At 69.6% G+C, this 16,721-nt stretch carries 14 protein-coding genes and 1 pseudogene; 9 read left to right on the top strand and 6 right to left on the bottom strand.

Features of this window, described 5'->3' with window-relative positions; translation table 11 throughout:
* Positions 1 to 92: 92 nt before the first annotated feature.
* Both MKW14_RS40155 and MKW14_RS40150 read right to left on the bottom strand, forming a co-directional pair.
* Positions 93 to 770: a potassium channel family protein gene (locus MKW14_RS40155; RefSeq protein ID WP_240871583.1), complete on the bottom strand. Its 678-nt coding sequence runs from the start codon at positions 768 to 770 to the stop codon at positions 93 to 95.
* Positions 770 to 1,441: a potassium channel family protein gene (locus MKW14_RS40150; RefSeq protein WP_240871579.1), complete on the bottom strand. Its 672-nt coding sequence runs from the start codon at positions 1,439 to 1,441 to the stop codon at positions 770 to 772. Before MKW14_RS40150 ends, MKW14_RS40155 begins: the two co-directional genes overlap by 1 nt.
* Positions 1,442 to 1,765: 324 nt before the next feature.
* Between MKW14_RS40150 and MKW14_RS40145 the strand changes: the two genes are divergently transcribed.
* Both MKW14_RS40145 and MKW14_RS40140 read left to right on the top strand, forming a co-directional pair.
* Positions 1,766 to 3,838 carry an APC family permease gene (locus MKW14_RS40145; RefSeq protein WP_240871575.1) on the top strand — a complete coding sequence of 691 codons (2,073 nt, stop codon included), beginning with the start codon at positions 1,766 to 1,768 and terminating at the stop codon, positions 3,836 to 3,838.
* A 117-nt stretch (positions 3,839 to 3,955) separates the two neighbouring features.
* A complete protein-coding gene (locus MKW14_RS40140) occupies positions 3,956 to 5,302 on the top strand; it encodes a class I SAM-dependent RNA methyltransferase (protein WP_240871573.1) in 1,347 nt (448 codons plus the stop codon).
* Here MKW14_RS40140 and MKW14_RS40135 read toward each other — a convergent pair.
* The gene (locus MKW14_RS40135) at positions 5,297 to 5,770 is read right to left on the bottom strand and encodes a hypothetical protein (RefSeq protein ID WP_240871571.1); all 474 of its coding nucleotides are present in this window, start codon (positions 5,768 to 5,770) and stop codon (positions 5,297 to 5,299) included. The two genes, MKW14_RS40140 and MKW14_RS40135, sit on opposite strands and share 6 nt — an antisense overlap.
* Before the next feature lie 377 nt (positions 5,771 to 6,147).
* On the opposite strand from MKW14_RS40135, the gene MKW14_RS40130 reads away from it, so the two are divergent.
* Positions 6,148 to 6,288 (top strand): hypothetical protein, encoded by a 141-nt coding sequence (locus tag MKW14_RS40130; protein ID WP_240871570.1) that lies wholly within the window; start codon positions 6,148 to 6,150, stop codon positions 6,286 to 6,288.
* Between the two features lie 153 nt (positions 6,289 to 6,441).
* Here MKW14_RS40130 and MKW14_RS41450 read toward each other — a convergent pair.
* Positions 6,442 to 6,531 (bottom strand): annotated as a pseudogene (locus tag MKW14_RS41450) (hypothetical protein); the annotation flags it as partial.
* Between the two features lie 409 nt (positions 6,532 to 6,940).
* Entirely contained in the window at positions 6,941 to 7,084 is a 144-nt protein-coding gene (locus tag MKW14_RS41445) for a hypothetical protein (RefSeq protein ID WP_240871586.1), read from the bottom strand.
* Positions 7,085 to 7,424: 340 nt separating this feature from the next.
* Here MKW14_RS41445 and MKW14_RS40115 point away from each other — a divergent pair, with 340 nt between their 5' ends.
* Both MKW14_RS40115 and MKW14_RS40110 read left to right on the top strand, forming a co-directional pair.
* The gene (locus MKW14_RS40115) at positions 7,425 to 7,808 is read left to right on the top strand and encodes a hypothetical protein (protein ID WP_240871568.1); all 384 of its coding nucleotides are present in this window, start codon (positions 7,425 to 7,427) and stop codon (positions 7,806 to 7,808) included.
* Positions 7,809 to 8,054: 246 nt separating this feature from the next.
* Positions 8,055 to 8,414 (top strand): hypothetical protein, encoded by a 360-nt coding sequence (locus tag MKW14_RS40110; protein WP_240871566.1) that lies wholly within the window; start codon positions 8,055 to 8,057, stop codon positions 8,412 to 8,414.
* 845 nt (positions 8,415 to 9,259) lie between these two features.
* On the opposite strand, the gene MKW14_RS40105 is transcribed toward MKW14_RS40110, so the two are convergent.
* Entirely contained in the window at positions 9,260 to 10,096 is an 837-nt protein-coding gene (locus tag MKW14_RS40105) for an alpha/beta fold hydrolase (protein WP_240871564.1), read from the bottom strand.
* Positions 10,097 to 10,394: 298 nt separating this feature from the next.
* On the opposite strand from MKW14_RS40105, the gene MKW14_RS41745 reads away from it, so the two are divergent.
* From MKW14_RS41745 to MKW14_RS40090, 4 genes are all read left to right on the top strand, one after another.
* On the top strand, positions 10,395 to 11,093 hold the full coding sequence (locus tag MKW14_RS41745) for an alpha/beta fold hydrolase (protein ID WP_374116665.1): 699 nt from the start codon (positions 10,395 to 10,397) through the stop codon (positions 11,091 to 11,093).
* A 15-nt stretch (positions 11,094 to 11,108) separates the two neighbouring features.
* Positions 11,109 to 12,068, top strand: a complete 960-nt coding sequence (locus tag MKW14_RS40100; protein ID WP_240871563.1) for an AraC-like ligand-binding domain-containing protein — start codon at positions 11,109 to 11,111, stop codon at positions 12,066 to 12,068.
* A gap of 326 nt (positions 12,069 to 12,394) precedes the next feature.
* Positions 12,395 to 15,136, top strand: coding sequence for a helix-turn-helix transcriptional regulator (locus MKW14_RS40095; protein ID WP_240871562.1), 2,742 nt, complete (start codon positions 12,395 to 12,397; stop codon positions 15,134 to 15,136).
* Between the two features lie 189 nt (positions 15,137 to 15,325).
* Positions 15,326 to 16,255 (top strand): alpha/beta hydrolase, encoded by a 930-nt coding sequence (locus MKW14_RS40090; protein WP_240871560.1) that lies wholly within the window; start codon positions 15,326 to 15,328, stop codon positions 16,253 to 16,255.
* Positions 16,256 to 16,721: the final 466 nt, after the last annotated feature.

Genomic DNA, 16,721 nt, shown 5'->3' with positions numbered 1-16,721 from the left:
CGAGTCTGCGGTTACGACGACGAGTCTGCGGTTACGACGACGAGGGGCGCCCCACGCGCGTGGGGCGCCCCTCGTCGTCGTAACCGAAACCGCTAGCCCGCCGTGTCCTCCCGGCGCACCGACAGCAGGTCCTCCAGCTGCTCCTCCCTGGCCTGCGCGGCGACGAACAGCAGCTCGTCGCCCGGTTCCAGGGAGTCGTCCCGGGACGGGGTGAGGACCCGGGTGCCGCGGATGATCGTGACCAGGGAGGTGTCCTCCGGCCATTCCACGTCGCCCACCTGGGTGCCGGCCAGGGCCGACTCCTCCGGGAGGGTCAGCTCCACCAGGTTCGCGTCGCCGTGGCTGAAGCGCAGCAGACGCACCAGGTCACCGACCGAGACCGCCTCCTCGACCAGGGCCGACATCAGACGCGGGGTGGAGACCGCCACGTCGACGCCCCAGGACTCGTTGAAGAGCCACTCGTTCTTCGGGTTGTTCACCCGGGCCACGACGCGCGGGACGCCGTACTCCGTCTTCGCCAGCAGGGAGACGACCAGGTTGACCTTGTCGTCGCCGGTCGCGGCGATCACGACGTTGCAGCGCTGCAGCGCCGCCTCGTCCAGGGAGGTGATCTCGCAGGCGTCGGCCAGCAGCCACTCCGCCTGGGGGACCCGCTCGACCGAGATGGCGGTCGGCGTCTTGTCCACGAGCAGGACCTCGTGGCCGTTCTCCAGCAGTTCGCCCGCGATCGAGCGGCCGACCGCGCCGGCGCCGGCAATGGCGACCCTCATCAGTGACCGCCCTCCTCTTCGGGACCCTTGGCGAAGGACGCCTCGACCTTGTCGACCTCGTCGGTGCGCATCATCACGTGCACCAGGTCGCCCTCCTGCAACACCGTCTGCGACGTGGGCAGGATCGCCTCGCCGAGCCGCGTGAGGAACGCCACGCGGACGCCCGTCTCCTCCTGGAGCTTGCTGATCTTGTGGCCGACCCAGGCGGGGGAGGTGTGCACCTCGGCGAGCTGGACACCGCCGGTGGGGTCGCGCCACAGGGGCTCGGCGCCCGAGGGGAGCAGCCGGCGCAGCATCTGGTCGGCGGTCCAGCGGACCGTGGCCACGGTGGGGATGCCGAGGCGCTGGTAGACCTCCGCGCGGCGGGGGTCGTAGATCCGGGCCGCCACGTTCTCCACGCCGAACATCTCGCGGGCGACGCGCGCCGAGATGATGTTGGAGTTGTCGCCGCTGGAGACGGCCGCGAAGGCACCGGCCTCCTCGATGCCGGCCTCGCGCAGGGTGTCCTGGTCGAAGCCGACCCCGGTGACGCGGCGGCCGCCGAACCCGGGGCCGAGACGGCGGAAGGCGGTGGGGTCCTGGTCGATCACGGCGACCGTGTGCCCCTGTTGCTCCAATGTCTGGGCCAGAGCGGAACCCACTCGTCCGCAGCCCATGATGACGATGTGCACGACCGTCCTTCCGGTGTCCAAAAACTACTGCTCAGCATCAGGGTCTCAGACCGACGCCCAAGCTACACACGCGCGGTAGGACGTCGGCACCCCTGTGCACGGTTGCCGTCACTCGGTGTCCCGGCGACGGCCGATGCTCCGCACACTCGCGGGTGTCAGGATTGTCATAGAGGCATGGCGGCCGGGCCGCCCGCGGAATCCGCGGTGGAAGCGCTTGCGGATTTCACCCGGTGAGCAGATGGAAGGCGGGCCTCCCCCGCTCGAGCGTGTCGACAGTGGGGGAGGGTGGTTGAGCACCCGTTCGAACGCCTACGATGCTCTGTTGTGTCCAAACTGACCGACGTGCCCAAACGGATCTTGATCGGGCGCGCACTGCGCAGTGACCGGCTGGGCGAAACGCTCCTGCCGAAGCGCATCGCCCTCCCCGTCTTCGCCTCCGACCCGCTGTCCTCCGTGGCCTACGCCCCCGGAGAGGTGCTGCTGGTCCTGTCCATCGCGGGCGTGTCGGCGTACCACTTCAGCCCCTGGATCGCCCTCGCGGTCGTCGTGCTGATGTTCACGGTCGTCGCCTCCTACCGGCAGAACGTGCACGCCTACCCCAGCGGCGGCGGGGACTACGAGGTGGCCACGACCAACCTCGGCTCCAAGGCGGGTCTCACCGTCGCCAGCGCCCTGCTCGTCGACTACGTCCTGACCGTCGCCGTGTCGATCGCCTCCGGCATCGAGAACCTCGGCTCGGCGGTCCCCTTCGTGGTCCAGCACAAGGTGCTGTGCGCGGTCGCCGTGATCGTGCTGCTCACGCTGATGAACCTGCGCGGCGTGAAGGAGTCCGGCAAGCTCTTCGCGATCCCGACGTACGTGTTCGTCGGCGGCGTCTTCATCATGATCGCGTGGGGCGCCTTCCGCGGACTGGTGCTGAACGACACCATGCGCGCGCCGACCGCCCAGTACACGATCAAGGCAGAGCACCAGGGTCTGGCCGGCTTCGCCCTGGTCTTCCTGATGCTGCGCGCCTTCTCCTCCGGCTGTGCCGCGCTCACCGGTGTCGAGGCGATCTCCAACGGCGTGCCGGCCTTCCGCAAGCCGAAGTCGAAGAACGCGGCGACCACGCTCGCCGCGATGGGCCTGCTGGCCGTCACCATGTTCTGCGGCATCATCGTCCTCGCCCTGACGACCAAGGTCCGCATGGCCGAGAACCCGGCCACCGACCTGCTCAAGCACGGCGTCGGCGTCGGCGCCGACTACGTCCAGAACCCGGTGATCACCCAGGTCGCCGAGGCCGTCTTCGGCAAGGGCAGCTTCTTCTTCGTGGTGCTCGCCGCGGCCACCGCGCTCGTGCTGTTCCTGGCCGCCAACACGGCCTACAACGGCTTCCCGGTGCTCGGCTCGATCCTCGCCCAGGACCGCTACCTGCCCCGCCAGCTGCACACCCGCGGCGACCGCCTCGCCTTCTCCAACGGCATCGTGCTGCTGGCCGGCGCGGCGACCCTGCTGACCGTGATCTACGGCGCCGACTCCACGCGGCTGATCCAGCTCTACATCGTCGGCGTGTTCGTGTCCTTCACGCTCAGCCAGACCGGCATGGTCCGGCACTGGAACCGCCACCTCGCGGTCGAGAAGGACCAGGCCAAGCGCCGGCACATGATGCGCTCGCGGGCCATCAACACCTTCGGCGCCTTCTTCACCGGGCTGGTGCTGGTCGTCGTCCTGGTCACCAAGTTCACGCACGGCGCCTGGGTGGCGCTGCTGGGCATGTGCATCTTCTACGCGACGATGACCGCCATCCGTAAGCACTACGACGGCGTCGCCGCGGAGATCGCGGCCCCCGAGGGCCCGAGCGACGACAGCGTACGGCCCTCCCGCATCCACTCCGTCGTCCTGATCTCAAAGATCCACCGTCCGACGCTGCGCGCGCTGGCCTACGCCAAGCTGATGCGCTCGGACTCGCTGGAGGCGCTCACCGTCAACGTCGACCCGGCGGAGACCAAGGCGCTGCGCGAGGAGTGGGAACGGCGCGGGATCGACGTACCGCTGAAGGTGCTGGACTCGCCCTACCGCGAGATCACGCGGCCGATCATCGAGTACGTCAAGAGCCTGCGCAAGGAGTCCCCGCGGGACGCGGTGTCCGTGATCATCCCGGAGTACGTGGTCGGCCACTGGTACGAGCACCTGCTGCACAACCAGAGCGCGCTGCGGCTGAAGGGCCGGCTGCTGTTCACGCCGGGGATCATGGTGACGTCCGTGCCCTACCAGCTGCAGTCCTCGGAGCTGGCGCGGGCCCGGGCCCGCAAGCGGCAGGAGTGGAACGCGCCGGGTTCGGTGCGGCGCGGCCCCGCCCAGGCGGGCCGGGCGAAGGAGCCCTCGGGCACCTCCGGCACCTCGGGCCCGCAGGGCTGACGCTCGCCGGTCAACGGCCGGACGGCACCCACGTAGACTGGTGGGCTGTTGTCCGGCCGCCGTTCTTTCGCACTTCTCTTTCTCACCTCTCTTTCTCACCTCTGGAGTCACCCCGCCATGCAGGCAGAACCGAAGAAGTCGCTGGTCGGGGCGGAGTACGAGGTCGAGGTCGGCCCCGTCGCCCACGGCGGGCACTGCATCGCCCGCACGGAAGAGGGCCAGGTGCTGTTCGTCCGGCACGCGCTGCCCGGTGAGCGGGTCGTGGCGCGGGTGACCGAGGGCGTGGAGGGGGCCCGCTTCCTGCGCGCGGACGCCGTGTCCGTGCTGGAGGAGTCCAAGGACCGCATCGAGGCGCCCTGCCCCTACGCCGGTCCGGGCCGCTGCGGCGGCTGCGACTGGCAGCACGCCAAGCCGGGGGCGCAGCGCCGGCTGAAGGGCGAGGTCGTCGCCGAGCAGCTGCGGCGGCTCGCGGGGCTGACGCCCGAGGAGGCCGGCTGGGACGGCACGGTGATGCCGGCCGAGGGCGACAAGCTGCCGGCGGGCGAGGTGCCGCAGTGGCGCACGCGCGTGCAGTACGCCGTCGACGCCTCGACCGGGCGCGCGGGCCTGCGCCGGCACCGCTCGCACGAGGTCGAGCCGATCGACCACTGCATGATCGCGGCCGCCGGAGTGAGCGAGCTCGGCATCGAGAAGCGGGACTGGACCGGCATGGCGTCCATCGACGCGATCGCGGCGACCGGTTCGCAGGACCGCCAGGTCATCCTGGAGCCGACGCCGGGCGCCCGGCTGCCCATCGTCGAACTGGACAAGCCGGTCTCCGTGATGCGGGTCGGCGAGAAGGACGGCGGCATCCACCGGGTCCACGGCCGCCCCTTCGTGCGCGAGCGCGCCGACGGCCGGACCTACCGCGTGGGCAGCGGCGGTTTCTGGCAGGTGCACCCGAAGGCCGCCGACACCCTGGTCACCGCGGTCATGCAGGGCCTGCTGCCGCGCAAGGGCGAGACGGCGCTCGACCTGTACTGCGGAGTGGGCCTCTTCGCGGGCGCCCTCGCCGACCGGCTCGGCGAGAAGGGAGCGGTCCTCGGCATCGAGTCCGGCAAGCGCGCCGTAGAGGACGCCCGGCACAACCTCGCCGACTTCGACCGGGTCCGCATCGAGCAGGGCAAGGTCGAGTCCGTCCTGCCCCGCACCGGTATCACCGAGGTCGACCTCATCGTCCTCGACCCCCCGCGCGCGGGCGCGGGCCGCAAGACGGTCGAACACCTCGCGTCCCTGGGCGCCCGCCGCATCGCCTACGTCGCCTGCGACCCCGCTGCGCTCGCCCGTGACCTGGGGTACTTCCGGGACGGGAGGTACCGGGTGCGGACGCTGCGGGCGTTCGATCTGTTTCCGATGACGCATCATGTGGAGTGCGTGGCGATTTTGGAGCCCCTCGTAAGAGCCTCTGACCTGCGACTTTCATAGATGCATTACGTTCGGCCGGGTGGGCTCGACTTGTTTGCCGGAGCGCATCATGTGGAGTACGTGGCGATCCTCGAACCGGCCGCGAAGGGACAGGTGGGCGCGGTGGGTCCGGCGGTCACGCTGGGCGAGAGCGCGGGTGTTGGCCGCGGCGATCAGCGCGTAGCCCGAGACGACGGCGACGATCAGGTGGGCGGCCAGGTCGTCCTGCGGACTGCGCGGGCTGAAGTCGGCCAGGTAGGCCGCTCGTGAGGACATCGTCTGCCCTGCTTCCTTCGGCCAGGACTGGATGTTCCCGGAGAGGAGGATCAGCTCGGCGTACGGTGAGCCGGTATGGCCGAGAGCCGTGGAACGGGGCAGCGGAAACTCGGTAAAGGCGAGATCGCGGGCGTAGACGGCGACGAGTCGCAGCTTCACGGTCCGGCCCGTCGGCGAGCCGCAGCCCGACCCGCTGACCGATCCGCCAGTCATGACTCTCGGCCTGGGTGGTCCCCGCCGCGAAGGTCCCCTCCCGCAGGTCACCCAGTCGGCCTTGCCGTTCGCCCAGGTCCAGGACCTCCCGTAGGGGCGCTCCGTCGACGCCCCAGGCACGGGCCGGCGCGTGACTGTCGTCGAAGCTCGTCGCCGGGGGTGTGAGTTCCGACGCGACGAACGCGACTGCCGTGCCGCCGGAGAACCGGGGCACGTTCGCCGGCAGCCGGGATCCCGGCTGCCGGCGGTGACCACACCGTCCGCGCGCTGGCGGCTGCCAGCGCGAGCAACGCACCGGCGGAGCCGGTCGCCAGGTCGACGGACAGCCGGACGAACTGGTCGCCGTGCGGGACTTGGCCGTCCTCATGGGGAGCCAGATGCAGGGTGAGCAGCGGCAGTTGTTCGTCGGCCTCGGCAAGCCATTGTGTCTGGCGGGCCGCGGCATGGGAGAGAAAGTAGGCCGGTCCGGCACGACCGCTGAACCGGCCGCCCTGGACGACTACCTGGAGGCATACTGACGGGCGGTGCCGGCCGGGCGGCCCGCCGTGGCGATCTTCTCCAACTCCGTGAGGGCGGCGGCCGAAGCCCCGGGGTGTCGAGGGCGGTTCGGGTTCGCGCAGGTGGGCGGCGTGCCGGCTGACGCAGCGCTCGACCTCCTCGGCGAGGTTGTGCCAGACATGCCGGCGATCGGCCACATGAGTGGCGTCCGGGGCGCCCGTGCGGGCGCCTTCCGCGTAGGCGGTGGCCCGGTCGCGGCAGATGATCTCGACGCCGGGGGTGTTCGGCGAGTCGGCGAGCGAGGGTCGAGACCTCGCGGTCGGGCGGCAGGTCGATCGGCCCGCGGGTCTCGCTGTCGATCAGGACGGTGCCGTAGACGTGGCCCCGCCGTAGGGCGAAGTCGACAACACCCAGATAAGACGGCGTAGTTGTCGGCGGGCCGGGCATGGTCCGGATCAGCCGCAGGAGCGTGGAGCGGCTGGCGGCGGCGTGCAGAAGACTCGCCGGCCGGGTGTCGGCCCGGCCGGCATCAGTGCGACCGCCTGCGGGACCGCATGCAATCGTGTGCTGCGTCGGCCGTGCCGGAAGGTGAGCCCGGTGACCTGCTCGGCGAAGCGCGTCCTCCTGGCCGCGTGTCTTCGGGCCGGTCCCGGCACCGGCAATGACCCTCCGTCAGTCCAGCACCAGAAGTGATCCAGAACCCGGAGAGATACCCCACAAGCTGATCGAGAACGGGCCTCGGGCCTCGTCGGACAGCCGCAACGCCGCCGCGACCTTTTTTCCGCGCGGATCGGTGAGCGACTCGAACTCTGCCACCGTGCCGCGGAGTTGATCCCGGGGGCACCCTCACGCAGGTCTTGCAGAAGGGGTGCGGGACAGACAGGAGAAGGGATGGGGGATGATGTGGGACGAACACGGCACCTTCGTGGATCTTGAAGCGTAGAGAACTCCGTGATCCACAGGAGCCGTGTTCGCCTGCTCCCGGGGTCCACCGCCGGCGCTTGACCAACCCAAGGTCGGGCGAGCCGGCAAACGCCGGGACCTGCGAACGACCCTGTCGAGACTTGATCAGTTCAGTAGCTGTTCACCCGTACACCACCTCCATGTTCCGAGGTGCGCTCACCATCGCACCAGCACAACTCCAAGAAAGAGATCCATGAAAAAGCGTCACCTGTTCATATCTGCCGTGGCCGCCGCCGGAATCGCCCTGGGGGCCGCGGGTAGCGCGTCGGCAGCAGCCTTCCCCACCGACGGCGGTTCCAAGAACGTCATGGTCAAGAGGGCCTCATACATCCACTCCGTCTACTACAACGGCGAAGATTTCAATGGCCACCCTGTGACGAAATGCATCACACTGCCCGCGGCCAATACCGACCCTGTCTGGAATAGCACGGGAGTGCCCGCACCAGATGGTTCGACGCTGAATTTGATCACCTTCACGAGCTCGGACTGCTCTGCCGGATACACCCTGTCCAAGTGGTTCACTGTGCCGGTCCACGACACTAGCCTCACGAACTTTTGGGCCGATATGACCTCATGAGGCGCTCCATGTGCGGCTGCCCCCAGGGGGCACTGCGGTCGGCGGATGCCCTGGCGGCCACATGAGACTGTCGCCACTGTCGGCCGGCCTCGATGCGTCCTTGAAGTTCCGCCGGTTCTTCGCCGGGTCGGCTGGCCCCTCCGGGGTGACGGCCCACGCATCCTGCCTCAGGGCTGCACGGCCCCCGTACCGACAGAAGAAACACGGCAGTCAGGGAATTCAATCAACACCTCTACCGGAGAAGAAATGAAGAAACGCCTTTGGGGAGCGGCTGCTGCGGTCGCAGGAACCGCTGCCCTCCTTGTCAGCACAGCACCCACCGCATCAGCGGCCCTCCCGCTCCATCACCTGATGGTGTACAAGCCGAGCGCGATCCACTCTGTGTACATCAACACCACCAATCCTACGGGCGGCTCCTTCGCAGTCTGCCGAACGCTCTCCGACGGCACCGGCTGGGTGGATGGTCATTTCGACTTGCTGGATGGCGCCCCGCTGAATCTGATCACCTTCACCAGTACCGACTGCACCAGCGGAATCTCGATCTCCCGGAACTTCACTGTGCCGGGAAGTGACGGCCTGGCGAATTTCTGGGCCAATATGTCCTGACGCGCTGAGGCGTACCCGCCCGCGTCACCCTTCATCCGGCTGACAGGACCCGCTTGTGGCCAGGCTCCGGCGTTTGCCTGGCTCGCCCGATCTTGGGTTGGTCGACGTCGGCGGCGGGCTCCGGGAGCAGGCGAACACGGCGGCTTCTGTGGATCACGGAGTTCTCTACGCTTCAAGGTCCACGAAGGTGCCGTGTTCGTACCGCTTCATCCCCCCATCCCTGCTCCTGTCTGTCCCGCCCCCCTCTGCAAGACCTGCGTGAGGGTGACACCGGGGATCAAGTCCGCGAGGACGCCCGCGGGCCACGACTCGTCTGTTCCGCCCTGAGTGGCACGGACTGCCCGCAGTGACGCCCGATGTGAGTGCTGGCGTCCGGAGTGAGCCGAGGCGGGTCCTGCCGGTGAGCTGGTTGTCGTAGCCTCTTCCGCTCTGAGCGGCAGGGACGGGCTGTCGGCCGTTTACGCTCGTTTGACGCTCTGGACGCCCGCACGCAGAGCAATGTGGCGAGAAAGGGGCTGTGACCTGGTCTTTTCCTTGATTCGCTCATGCCGACATCTTTCCGATGACCTCACACGTGGAGTGTGCCGCCATTCTGGAGCCCATCCGATAGGGCGTCTGACCTGCTATTTCTTGGGACGGTCGGCTGTTTCCCCTGTTTGCCAGGGTTGCCGTGCCGCGGCGATTCCTGACGCACGAATGACGCACGTTCTGAACGGCCGTCAGTTGCGTGGGGCCCTGTGCGCGTCGGCCCGGGGTGGGCCAGGGCGCTGTCGGGATCCGCGTTCCCACGGATCCCGACGACAGCATCGATCCGCAGGCCCGTCGGGCGGGCCTGCGGCCGGGGATCACTTCGCCAGGAAGGCGAGGAGCGCGGTGTTGACCTCCTCGGCGTGGGTCCACAGCAGTCCGTGCGGGGCGCCCTCGATCTCGACGTAGTCGGCGGACGGGAGTGCCTTGTGGAAGGGGCGTGCGGTTCCCTCGACGGGCAGGATGCGGTCGCCCGTGCCGTGCAGGATCAGGGCGGGCACGTCAACGGCCGGAATGTCGGCGCGGAAGTCGGTGTACCAGGTCGACGGCGCCGCAGCGGCCGCGAAGAAGCCGCCACCCGCGGCGGTGTCCCAGCTGTGCCGGACGGCCTCCTCGCTGATCCGGGTGCCCAGGTTCTCGTCCAGGTTGTAGAAGTCCTGGTAGAAGGCCGTGTAGTAGGCGTAGCGGTCCGCTTTGACCGCCGCGACGACGCCGTCGAAGAACTCCTTCGGGGCGACTCCGTCCGGGTTGTCGTCGGTCTTGAGCAGGCAGGGTTCCAGCGAGGCGAGAAAGGCGACCTTGGCGACCCGGGCGGTGCCGTAGGCGGACACGTACCGGGCGACCTCTCCGGTGCCCATCGAGAAACCGACCAGGACGGCGTCGGTGACGTCGAGGGTCTCGATCACGGTGTTGAGGTCGGCGGCGAAGGTGTCGTAGTCGTAGCCGGTCGTCGGCTGACTGGACTGGCCGAAGCCGCGGCGGTCGTAGGTGATCACGCGGTAGCCCGCGTCGAGCAGCGCGGCGCTCTGCCGCTCCCAGGAGTGGCCGTCGAGCGGGAAGCCGTGGATGAGGACGACCGGCTGACCGGTTCCGTGGTCCTCGTAGTAGAGGTCGATGGTGGTGGAGTTCTCCTGGCCCACTGTTATGTACGGCAAGGTCTCGTTTCCTTCGTTCGGAGTGACTGGCCGCGCAGGACCACGCTCCGTCTCGATGAGAGGGGCGGTCGCGGCAGGGATGCCGTCACGCTAGGGCGAGCATCTCGACGCCTGTTGTCCTCGAGCGCACCGCTGCTGGCCTGGAAGTGCCATGCAGGGACGTGTCCCGGCCTACTGCTGCGCGAGGCTCTCGGAGACGTCCATCACCCCCTCGTCGGCGCGGACGGGCCACAGTTGGTGCACCGACAGGGCAGGTGCCTTCGCCGGCCCCGCCTGATCTGCCGCTCAGTCCCCTTCTCTGGCGGCACTCGCTGCCGGCACAGGCAGCGGATCGACCCCGACCTCCCGCGTTGACGGGCGGCGCCTTCCACCACCCACCGCGCGGCCACATCAGTGGCGGACGACCGGTCGGCCGACTCGCTCCCGCCCCATTGTCCTGATTCACGGCCCGCTCGCCGACAACCCCAGCGGGAGCACTGTCGGCGGGCGGCTCCAGCGGCAGGGACGCCATGTACTGGCACCATCACTGCCGTTGCGCGAGCCGGCGAGCGACGCCGCCTGCATCCGAAGCGTCCTGGACGGTGTCCCGGGACCGATCGTGCTCTTGGGCCGCTCTTACGGCGCTGCGGTCATCAGCCAGGCAGCGGCCGAGTTGCCACGGGTCCAGGCGCGGCCCACATACAACCGCCTTGCCCCCGGCATCGGAAAAGCCCGCGGTTTGCTCATCGCCAGGCCGCCTTCACCAGTCTGGTGCCGAACGCCTCGTAGGCCGGCCGATCGTCACTTGCGCCATCGCGGCGCTGTGAACTGGAGGACGGCACGGACCGTACGTCACATGACGGATGGCACCGGCGGCCGCGGACCGGAGAGTGGATGCAGGAGACAGTCGACACCGTTGTCCTGCCAGGGCCTCCCAACCTGTCCGCTCCGGGCGCCTCAGCCCGGTCGGCGCGTTCCTTCTTCTGCTCCGACGCTCGAGAAGGAACGCCCGCAATGACCCTGACGAGGAGTCATGATGTCCGTCGTACTCTCCACGGTGCCGTTCTCGCCTGCCGAACGGGCGGACTACTGGCACAGCCTCGTCTCCAGCACATTCATCCCGTTGGACGTGACGCTTCATGAGCGTGAACCGTCGGTGGGGACGATCAGCAGCGACCGGCTCGGGCCCTTGCAGATCTCCGTGGTCGAGGCCGGCCCCCAGACGGTTTCGCGGCACAGACGCCTGATCGCCAAGGGCGGAGAGGAGTACATGACCGTCACCCTGCAGCAGCGAGGTACGGCGCGGCTCACTCAGGGCGGACGCGACGTTCTGGTCAAGCCCGGGGCCTTCAGCTGCTGTGACACGGGCCGGCCCTTCAGGAGAGAGCATCCCGACGACTTCCGCTTCACCTGGTTCGGTGTGCCGAAGAAGGAGCTGGGTATGTCGGACGCCGATCTGCAGACGATTACCGGGACTCTGTTCAGCAGCCATTCCGGTACGTCCGGACTCATTGCCGGGTATCTGGCACGTCTGGCCGACCAGGCGGCCGGATTCGACCCCTACACGGGCCGGCAACTCGCCATGACGGCCGTGGATCTGCTGGCGGTGCTGTTGCGTGAACGCCAGGGCCGGCTGGACCCCCAGGCTTCGGAGATCGCCCGGGGCATGCTGGCGCGAGTCAAGGAGTACGTTCTTCGGCACCTGGCCGACCCCGATCTCTCGCCCGAGAGGATTGCGGTCGCGCACCACATATCGGTTCGGTACCTCCACAAACTCTTCAGCTCGGAAGGGATCACGGTAGGCCGTTGGATCCACCGCGAGCGCCTGGAGAGGTGCCGACGTGATCTGTCACGGCCTTCGGGGGCGACACAGGCTGTGTCGGCAGTGGCGCAACGCTGGGGTTTTGTGAGCGCTTCCCACTTCTCCCGGGTTTTTCGCGCCGCGTACGGCATGTCACCGCGGGAATGGCAGGCGAGCGCTCGACACACCTGAGCAGCGGACGGCACTCCCGCTCGCCGTCACTGATGTCCCCGACAACACCCCTTCAGGGGCTGCGGGGTCCCGAGATGTCCGCCGGACGCGGGCTCCGCGCTCTTGGGACAGGGCTACCCCGCACCAGAAGGATGGCAAAATGTCTGCCATCTGCCTCGCGCGTGTTGTGACCGGCAGGGGTGGGCGCACACGGGGACAGGGGAGAACATCATGGCCGAACCGCTCAAGGATGCTCCCCGGATACCCTGCGCGGACGTGGCGACCGTGGCCCGGCACGGGGGCTAGGCACCAGCACCATGCACTCGTTCGAAACGCATGTGGCCCCCTTGGGCCGACAAGCCGAGATCGCCTGCCTTCTTCAGATCGTCGAGGGTAGTGGCGAGCCGCGGATGCTGATCCTGCTCGGCGAGGCCGGCACGGGCAAGTCGCGGCTGCTGGCCGTCGCCGTCGACCACGCACGGGATGGCGGGGCGCTCGTGCTGGCGTGCCAGGGCACGGAGGCCGAGTCGCGACAGTCCTTCGCGTCCCTGCACCAGTTGCTTCTCCCCGTTCTGCACGAGGCCGCCACGCTGGCCGACCATCTGCGCAAGGCACTCGAGACGGCGTTCGGCATCGCTCCCGCGCAGGGACCGTCCGACCCCACGCTGCTGCGTGTCGCGGTCCTGACGCTCCTGACCGAAGTCTCCCGCCGGCAGCGTGTCCTGCTGGCGATCGACGACGTCCAGCACTTCGACCGGGACTCCCTCGAAGTGCTCAGTTTCGTGATACGACGCCTCACCGCCGCCGACGTGCCAGTGCTGCTGGCAGCACGCGGGCAGACACCTCCCGAGGGGGTTCCGGAGGCCGTGTCCGCAGTGCTGTTGGGCCCGTTGTCCGAACGGGCCGCGGCCGAACTCGTGGACGCACAGCCGCACGTTCCCACCGGCCGCACGCGGATCGAACTGCTGCGGCAGGCCGACGGAAATCCGCTGGCCATCATCGAACTGTGCCGCGCGGCCGGTACGGGGGGCGCGGGCGTACTGCCCGGCGGCGGACTGCCGCAGACCGAGCGTATCCATCAGCTGTACGCCGCCCGTCTGCGCGGGCTGCCGGAAACGACCCGGCGACTGGTCCTTTACGCGGCGGCGTCGCAGTACGAAGACCTCGCGACGATCATGTCGGCCGCGGGTGCCGGGCCGGATCTCTCGGCGTGGGCCCCGGCCGAGGAGGCCGGCCTCGTGACCGTGGCGGACGGGCAGGTGGTCTTCCGCCACCCGCTGGCCCGCGCGGGTTCCTATCACACGGCGCCCGCCTATCTCCGGCAGCAGGTGCACCGGGACCTGGCCGCGGCCCTCACGGCCGACCCGGCGCGCCGCGCCTGGCACCTGGCCGCAGCATGCATCGGCCAGGACGAGTCCGTGGCCGCGGCCCTGGAGGACACCGCCGAACTCGCCGAGCGGCGCGGCGGGTTCTTCGCGGCGGCCGAGGCCCTGCAACGGTCCGCCGAGTGCAGTCCCACGACCGCCGACCGGGCGCGCCGCTACGCTAAGGCGCTGAGGGCCGCCCAGAACGCCGGCGACCCCTCCTGGGTCGGCGACCTCTACGGCAAGATCACCGCGCTGACCGAGGACCGGGACCTGTTGGGCATGGCGGCCAATGCCGCGGGCATGGCCCTGTCGCTGTTCGGTCAACAGCGCGAGGGGTTCCAGGTGCTGATGAGCGCACTGGAGCCGAATCCGCCCAGGGACGCCATGACGAGGTTTGCTCTGACCAGCGTGCTCGGTGCAGTCGCGTTCCAGTCCGGCCTGCCCGAGGTCAGGCACCCGCTGGCCGCGCTGCTGAAGGAGGTGGAGGTCGGCAAACACGGCAGCGACTACGCCCAGCTGAAGACGACCGACGCCACCGATGCGGTGCTGGCCGTGACCGGGGCCGCAGCCGAACCGACCGGTGCCCCCGAGTTGTTGCGGGGCATCCGGAGGCGGCAGGGCTCGCCGGAGCCGTCGCTCGATGTCGCGGAGATGACCCGGCTGCTCGCCGTCGGCGGGGTGGCCTTCTACGCCGACGAGTCCGATCTGTGCCTCGAGTCCTTCCGGCGGGTCCACCCCGTGCTCAACGCGTACGGTGCCATGGGCTCCGCCGCGCCCACGCTCATGCCGATGGCCGCGACGCTGATCGACGCCGGACGGTGGGTGGAGGCCGACCAGTACCTGGAGCAGGCCGCGGCGCTGGCGGCGGTTCACAAATGGAGGCACCTGCAGATCGACATCGAGGCGCTGCGGGCGACCCTGCGGGCCCTGCGCGGCGAGCCCGGGTCCATGCCGGCGGACCAGGCATGGACGGCAGTCGCACTGGAGGAGAACCGCGCCACCCACGCGCGACTCCTGCGGGCCGCCGGTACCTCTGCCATGGCGGCCGGCGACTTCGACGCCGCGTTCCGGCACTTCCGGTCCCTGTTCGGCGAGGACGGGACAGCGCTGCACTACTTCCTGTCCCTCCGCTCGGTCGCCGATCTCGCCGCGGCCGCCCAGCGGACGGGCCGCCAGGAGGAGGCGGCACACGTCCTCGACGCGGTGCGCGCCGCGACGGGTGAGCGCCCGACGATCCGGATGACGCTGCTGATGCACCATGCCGCCGCGCTGACCGGCGACCCGAAGGACACCGAACACCACTTCCGGCTCGCCACGGTGAACCCGGTGGGCGATCAGTGGCCACTCGCCCGGGGGCAGGCGCGGCTCCACTACGCGCAGTGGCTGCGCAGACGGCGGCGCCCCCTGGACGCCCGTCCCCTCCTGGCCACGGCGCTGGAGACGTTCACCCGGCTCGGCGCCTCCGGTCTGGCCGAGGAGGCGCGCGCCGAGTTGCGGGCGAGCGGCGTGGCCGCCGCCCCAGCCCAGGCCGACCCGCTGGCAGAACTGACCGCCCAGCAGCGCCAGATCGTGAGGATGGCGGCACGGGGGCTGCGCAACCGGGAGATAGCGGAGCAACTGATGCTCTCCCCGCGCACGGTGAGCACCCACCTCTACAACGTCTATCCGAAGCTGGGTGTCAGCAGCCGCAACCAGCTCCGCGATCTGTTCGACGATCTGTGATCCCACGGCGGGGCAGACCGCAAGGGACGCTGCTGCGGAATTGCCGCAGTCCCTTCGGGTAGGGGAGGGGCGGTGACCGTCCGGCGGACGGCCGGTCGTGACGAGGGAAGGACATGTGAGCCGTTGAACTCCGAACCCGCAGGGAGCCGGGGCGGGTCAGAACGCCCTGCTGTCGTCCTCGATCCCCTCGTGCAGCGGCTCGTCGACGCCTGCGCCGCCCCGCCCTACCTGCACCAGCTCGGACCGGCCGACGGACGGCAGGCACTGCTGGAGATCCAGGGACACGCCTTCGACGACTTCGGTCTGGACGCCGAGTTCCGGGTGGCGCCGGTGGGTCCCTGCGGGCTCGTCGGCTTCTGGTTGTTCCGGCCGACGCGGCCGACCGGCCCGCTTCCCGTCGTCCTGTACCTGCACGGCGGACGGTGGATGCTGGGCGATACCCGGACCCACGCGCACCTGATAGGCAAGCTGACGGCCGAGACCGGCGCCGCCTTCGTGGTGCCCGAGTACAGCCGGACCCCGGAGGCCCGTTACCCGGTCGCGCTGGAGGAGTCGTACGCCGTCCTGACCTCGGTGCTGGAGCAGGCCGAGGCCCTGGATCTGGACGGCCGCAGGCTCGCGCTGGCCGGGGACTGCGCCGGCGCGACCATGGCCACGGCTCTCACCATGATGGCCAAGCAGCGGGGCGGCCCCCGCATCCGCGCCCAGCTGCTGTACTACCCGATGACCGACCCGCACTCCGACACCCCGTCGCGGGACGAGTTCGATTCCGGTTACCTGCTCACGCGTGAGGCTCTGGACTGGTACTGGGACCAGTACAGCGACGACGCGAGCGAACTCGCCGAGCCCACGGCCTCGCCGATGCGAGCAACCACGGCGGACCTGGCGGGGCTGCCTCCCGCCCTGATCGTGACAGCGGAGGCGGACGTCGTACGGGACGAGGGCGAACAGTACGCCCGCCTGCTGCGGAGGGCCGGCGTACCGGTGACCGCCGCTCGCTACCTGGGGACCGTGCACGACTTCGCGTCACTGACTCCCCTGCAGGACAGCCCGCCGACAGTGGCGGCGATCAGGCAGGGCGGCCACTTCCTCAGAGGCGCTCTCGCCGACCGGCGCTGAACGGCCGACGTTCCTCAGGTGAGATGCTCCGACCGGTCCATGCAGTCGTGCCGGACGGCGACGGGTCGATGCCGTCGCGGCACGAGGGCTGCCCAACCATGGCGGGCCAACGCAGGATCCGGCCCGGCGAACGGGTGCTGTCAGAGTCTGCCCGCCTTGGAAAACCAGGAGACAGAGGCGAGCCCCGGGCCCTGACCCAGCCGGGCCGCCGCGCCTGGAGGGCCGCGCTGAGGGGGCAGAGCACGCCGATCCAGGCCAGACCGGAGCGGCCAAGGGCTCCTGAGCCGCGGTTGTTGAGGGCGGGCCGCGCCCGGAGGTGCGGTCCGCCCCAGGGGGCGGTCAGCGTACGGAGTCGGCGGCGGCGACGATGGCTCGGTCGACCGCTGTCGGGCTGATCGACGGGACGTCGTGGCCCGAGCGGGTGTAGGTGATGTGGGCTCCCACGCGCTTGGCCTGGAACTTCTGG

The organism is Streptomyces gilvus, from assembly GCF_022513565.1.
GTDB lineage: Bacteria > Actinomycetota > Actinomycetes > Streptomycetales > Streptomycetaceae > Streptomyces > Streptomyces gilvus.
Note: the sequence above shows the minus strand (reverse complement) of the source record. Positions and strands in the feature narration are given on the sequence as shown.